6 protein-coding genes are annotated in these 4,661 nt (G+C 36.7%); all 6 read left to right on the forward strand.

What is annotated here, in order from left to right; translation table 11 throughout:
• Positions 1-251 precede the first annotated feature (251 nt).
• The 6 genes from AC1RNS_RS26245 to AC1RNS_RS26270 all read left to right on the forward strand — a co-directional run bounded on the left by AC1RNS_RS26245 (position 252) and on the right by AC1RNS_RS26270 (position 4,356).
• On the forward strand, positions 252-1,061 hold the full coding sequence (locus AC1RNS_RS26245) for an alpha/beta fold hydrolase (protein WP_492996747.1): 810 nt from the start codon (positions 252-254) through the stop codon (positions 1,059-1,061).
• Between the two features lie 18 nt (positions 1,062-1,079).
• On the forward strand, positions 1,080-1,238 hold the full coding sequence (locus AC1RNS_RS26250) for a hypothetical protein (RefSeq protein ID WP_492996748.1): 159 nt from the start codon (positions 1,080-1,082) through the stop codon (positions 1,236-1,238).
• Positions 1,239-1,384: 146 nt separating this feature from the next.
• Positions 1,385-1,834 carry a nucleotidyltransferase family protein gene (locus AC1RNS_RS26255; RefSeq protein WP_492996749.1) on the forward strand — a complete coding sequence of 150 codons (450 nt, stop codon included), beginning with the start codon at positions 1,385-1,387 and terminating at the stop codon, positions 1,832-1,834.
• Positions 1,835-1,850: 16 nt separating this feature from the next.
• Positions 1,851-2,345, forward strand: a complete 495-nt coding sequence (locus AC1RNS_RS26260; RefSeq protein WP_492996750.1) for a DinB family protein — start codon at positions 1,851-1,853, stop codon at positions 2,343-2,345.
• On the forward strand, positions 2,327-3,157 hold the full coding sequence (locus tag AC1RNS_RS26265) for a helix-turn-helix domain-containing protein (RefSeq protein WP_492996751.1): 831 nt from the start codon (positions 2,327-2,329) through the stop codon (positions 3,155-3,157). Before AC1RNS_RS26260 ends, AC1RNS_RS26265 begins: the two co-directional genes overlap by 19 nt.
• Before the next feature lie 215 nt (positions 3,158-3,372).
• Complete coding sequence (locus AC1RNS_RS26270) at positions 3,373-4,356, forward strand: ABC transporter substrate-binding protein (protein ID WP_492996752.1); 984 nt, start codon at positions 3,373-3,375, stop codon at positions 4,354-4,356.
• Positions 4,357-4,661 lie beyond the last annotated feature (305 nt).

A 4,661-nucleotide genomic window follows, 5' to 3' on the forward strand; every position in this document is an offset into this window, starting at 1 on the left:
CTCTCGTTTTGAAAAAGGGCTATACTTTTTAATTTGTCACCTTGATTTCATTGACATAATAGTATTTCAACAACATGTATAATTTATAAATTATAGTGTGATTGTTATAGTAGCTGTGAGAAGTTCAGTTTTCAATCATTCTTAATTGCTTAAGCAGAAATAACATCTCCACTTGGATAAAACAAATTATTTCATTATTATAGTAATTAATGGAAAAATATTTTTGAAATAGAGTGTAGAGGAGAATTATTATGCAGCAACATGTCTATCAATGGGGAAACATTGAAAATCCAACTTTAATCTTTTTACATGGACTAGGGAGCACGGGGTTAGCATTTGGGGAACTCGTTCAATATTTGGCAGAGTATCATGTTGTCTCATTTGACTTGCCTGGTCATGGCTATGCAGAATCTTTATTTGAAGAACAGGATTATTTACCATCAAATTTGATTGTAGAAATAGAAAAAGTGATAAGTCATCATTTAGGAGACAAATCCTTTTATTTAATTGGTCATTCTTTGGGAGCAGAATTAGCAATGCACTTTGCTGCAAGGTCTCCAGAAAAAATACAGGGTCTTATTTTATTAGATGGAGGCTATTTGTCAGCAGAAAAATTAGGCATGACGTTAGAAAAAGAATTACAAGGAATTGAACAATTTTGTAAAAACACAACCTTTCCATCTTGGGAGGTCTTTATTGAATCAGAGAAAGAAGAGCTTTCTCGTTGGTCAGAAGAGCTTGAAGCAGCATCACACGCACAGGTGAAGGAACGTGATGGGGAATTACAGCTAACACTCTCTGCTTTTACTGGACAGTCAATGATCAAAGGCATGTATACAGAGCCTGTTGTTACAATATTAAGTCAGATTAATTGTCCATGTCTTTTAATACATGCAACACAGCCAGCCGATTTAGAAGGTGTTAGAAGAGAGGGTATTCAAGACTTACAATTTAGTCTATACAACCTAGAAGTAGCATCTATTTCTGATGCTGGGCATGATATTTTTAGAGATGCTCCACACAGTGTTGCTACAGAAATAAAGAATTGGATTGATTGTTGAAAAATTGGGGTTGATACGATGAATTTAAAAACAGAAGAAGAGTTAAAACACTTAATTGCAGCAGATAGTTGGATGATGGAAATAGTTGCAGCTGTGGAGAGGTTAGAGTTACCTGATTCCTGGATTTGTGCTGGATTTATCTTCATTCAGCAGAAGACTCTAACCACTACAGAGTGAGATGAATGGAGTTTTGGCTCCTTTTTAGTGGGCGTCCAAACACCTACTGAATGAAGATAAAGCCTCCGGCGGATGTCACGGATTTTCAAAGGAAAGAATTGTGCAGGCACAATTCAAAATCCGGACGCAATTACGCCAAGGCGAAATTGATTCGTTCAAAGGTATGGGATTATCTTCATCATTATGAAAGTAGAACACCTTTAGCTGATATTGATGTGATATATTTTGATAAAGCAAGTCTTTCAGAACAGGATGAAAAAAAGTATGAGCAAAAACTTAGGGAATTATTACCAAATGAGCCATGGTCTGTGAAAAATCAAGCGAGAATGCATGAAGTGAATAACACTAAACCTTATCATTCTTCGATGGATGGAGTTGCTCATTTTCCCGAAACGCCAACAGCTATTGGTATAAGACTTACCAATGGAATTCTTCAAATTGCTGCACCCCATGGTATTCAGCATTTAATTTCTGGAATTGTTGCCCCTACACCATATTTTCAGAAAGACACGCCAATGAATGAAGTTTATAAGCACAGAATTCAGCAGAAAAATTGGGCATCCATTTGGCCAAAGCTACAGATTGTTTACAATTAGGAAGGAGCTATAGCATTTGCATCACGATAAAAATCAAATACTCGTTCATTATGAAAAGTCTCTAGAATTTGTGGAAGGTTTAGTGGATCTGACGGAGGAACAATGGCGGTCACCTATTGCCCATGGAAAATGGACAGTGGCAGAAGTAATTGGACATCTTACTCCATGGGATGAATTCGTGTACCATCACCGGCTACCATTTCTTTTGGCTGATGAAATCCTACCAAAGGGACCAAATGCTGAAGAAATAAATGCACATGCCACAAAGGAAAGTCGGTTAAAAAGCAAAGAGGAAACGATTGAAATTTTTTTAGAAAATAGAAATTTACTAATTGGTGCAATTCATCAGATAGAAGACCAGCAATGGCAGCAATCATTGAAAATAGGAGCTTCTGAATTAACGTTATTAAGTTACTTTACTGGTTTAATAGATCACGATCTTCATCATTTTTCACAAATCCAAATTGCTTTAAAAAATGTGGGAGCTGAAAAATGGATATCAAGCATTTAATTGACTACTATGCACATGCAACTGTGAAATTCACGGATATTTTTACAAATAGGATGGTGCCTAATCAAGTAGATAGAGGGCGAACAACTGCCCCTGGGAAGTGTGGTCTAGTTGTACCACTTGCAGGAAATGCTAGCTTTAGTTTCAATGGCGTACCATACATAATGGAGCCTGGTATGGTTATACATGCAGGACCCCAAATGCCAATTGAAATTAAGGTTATGGGTAATCAGATTTGGGAATATGCAGTTGTCCATTATTATATCCCTATAGACGAAATCAACAAATACCCTTTAGCAAACCAGCATTTTTTAATTGATACAGGCTATCATACAAAAATTATAGATTATGTCCAGCAATTAATAGAGAGTCAATCATTGCCTGGAAATATGGCAATATTGAAATCTAAAACATTATTTATGAATCTCTTGGAAACTATCCTTATTTCGGCAAAAGTGAAGATTCTTGATACAGCAAGTGACATTATGGAGCAAGCTTTACAGTATATACATGAGAATTACGCTAAGCAAATATCAGTTTCAAAGATAGCCGAGGAATTCGGTGTAGAGCGTCGTAGATTTGCTTATTTATTTGAGCAACATACGGGTATGAATCCTAGTTCGTACTTAACAGAATACCGTATACGGAGAGCGAAGGATTTATTGGAATATCACGATTCTACGATAGCGGAGGTAGCAGAATGTGTAGGTTACGTAGATTGCTTTTATTTTAGCCGGGTTTTCAAAAAATGTACGGGAATGTCCCCAACTGTCTATCGGAAAGCAATAATGGAGGAAGCTAAATATGTATAGAAAGCTATTTCTTGAAAAAGAAATAGCTTTTTCTATGAAACCAAAACGGCAAAACTCCATGTGATTCATGAAATTATCCATTCACAACTGTTTTTCTCTTTGTTAGGATAATATCCGTAAATGATAATGAGTATCAATTAAATTATTGATTTCTATTGACTTAATAATGAAAACGATTATCATTATCAATAGAGAGCTGTAGGGAGAGAATATAAATGAATAAATATTTTAAAATGTGTGCACCTGCTTTATTAGCATTGTCTTTGGCAGCATGTGGAACAGATAAAGCAGAAGAGTCCAATGCATCTTCAAATAATACAGCGGAAACAAGTGCAACAGAATCACAAGCAAATGAGGCTAAAACTCAGACAATCACTTATCTAGGGGAAAAATATGAACTTCCTGCTAAAGTGAATAATATTGTAGCGGCAAGCTTGGAATCCATGGAGGATGCTGCGATGCTCGGTATTAAGCCAGTTGGAGTACTTGAAATTGGTGGTAAAATTCCTTCTTATCTTGCTTCTGAATTTGAGGGTGCTAAGCTTGTGGGGAATAAAATGGAGCCTAACGCAGAAGCCATTCTTGATCTTGATCCAGATGTAATTGTAGGTACTTCCAAATTCCCTGAAGAAACTGCTGAAAAGCTCAACAAAATTCAAACAATGATTCCATATTCACATATCTCTACAAATTGGAAGGAAAACCTAACATTACTTGCACAGCTTACTGGTAAAAAGGATGATGCTAAAAAAATCATTGCAGATTATGATACCAAGGTGGCTGATGCACAAGCTAAATCGAAAGAGCAGCTTACAGACAAACAAGTATTAGTTATTCGAATACGTGGCGGAGTAATGTATATTTATCCAGCAGGCGTTTACTTAAATCCAGTATTATATGAGGATTTAGGAGCACCAATTCCTGAAATTCTTAAAACAACAAAAGCTCAGGCTGAACTTTCTCTTGAAACATTAGCGCAGGTAAATCCAGACACCATTTTCCTTCAGTTTGAGGAATCAGAAAATGCAGATGCACCAAAAGCATTAGAGGATTTACAAAAGAATCCGATTTTTGCAAGTTTAAAGGCATCACAAAATAATCAAATTTTCGTGAATGCAATTGATCCGTTAGCACAAGGCGGTACAGCTTGGTCTAAAGTGAAATTCTTAGATATTGCAGCAGAAAAATTACTTAAATAGTTGTTTTAGAGAGGCTGGTAATAGATTTGGTGGCATCACCAGGCTATTACCAGCCTTTTATCTTCATTCAGCAAATGTCTTTTGTATCGAAAGCATAGTGGCAGATGTTTTTTGCGCGTAAGCGAAGCGGCAGATAAAGAAGACTCCCACCTCTTTAAGTGGTGAGATGAATGCGGTTTTGGTTCCTTTTCAGTGGGTGTCCAAACATCTACTGAAATAGAGGAACTTAGTCTAAGAACGCCACGTCCTGTGGCAACGACTGAGTGACCAACATCATGTTGCTGCCGCTACGTTAGCACTACGCT

The sequence above is a fragment of the Lysinibacillus sp. GW821-FHT14F06 genome, assembly GCF_058803665.1.

What these genes read in the sequence shown, in the direction of transcription:
- AC1RNS_RS26270 (WP_492996752.1), top strand. Translation starts at nt 3,373, where the DNA reads ATGAATAAATATTTTAAAATGTGTGCACCTGCTTTATTAGCATTGTCT.
- AC1RNS_RS26245 (WP_492996747.1), top strand. Translation starts at nt 252, where the DNA reads ATGCAGCAACATGTCTATCAATGGGGAAACATTGAAAATCCAACTTTA.
- AC1RNS_RS26265 (WP_492996751.1), top strand. Translation starts at nt 2,327, where the DNA reads ATGGATATCAAGCATTTAATTGACTACTATGCACATGCAACTGTGAAA.
- AC1RNS_RS26250 (WP_492996748.1), top strand. Translation starts at nt 1,080, where the DNA reads ATGAATTTAAAAACAGAAGAAGAGTTAAAACACTTAATTGCAGCAGAT.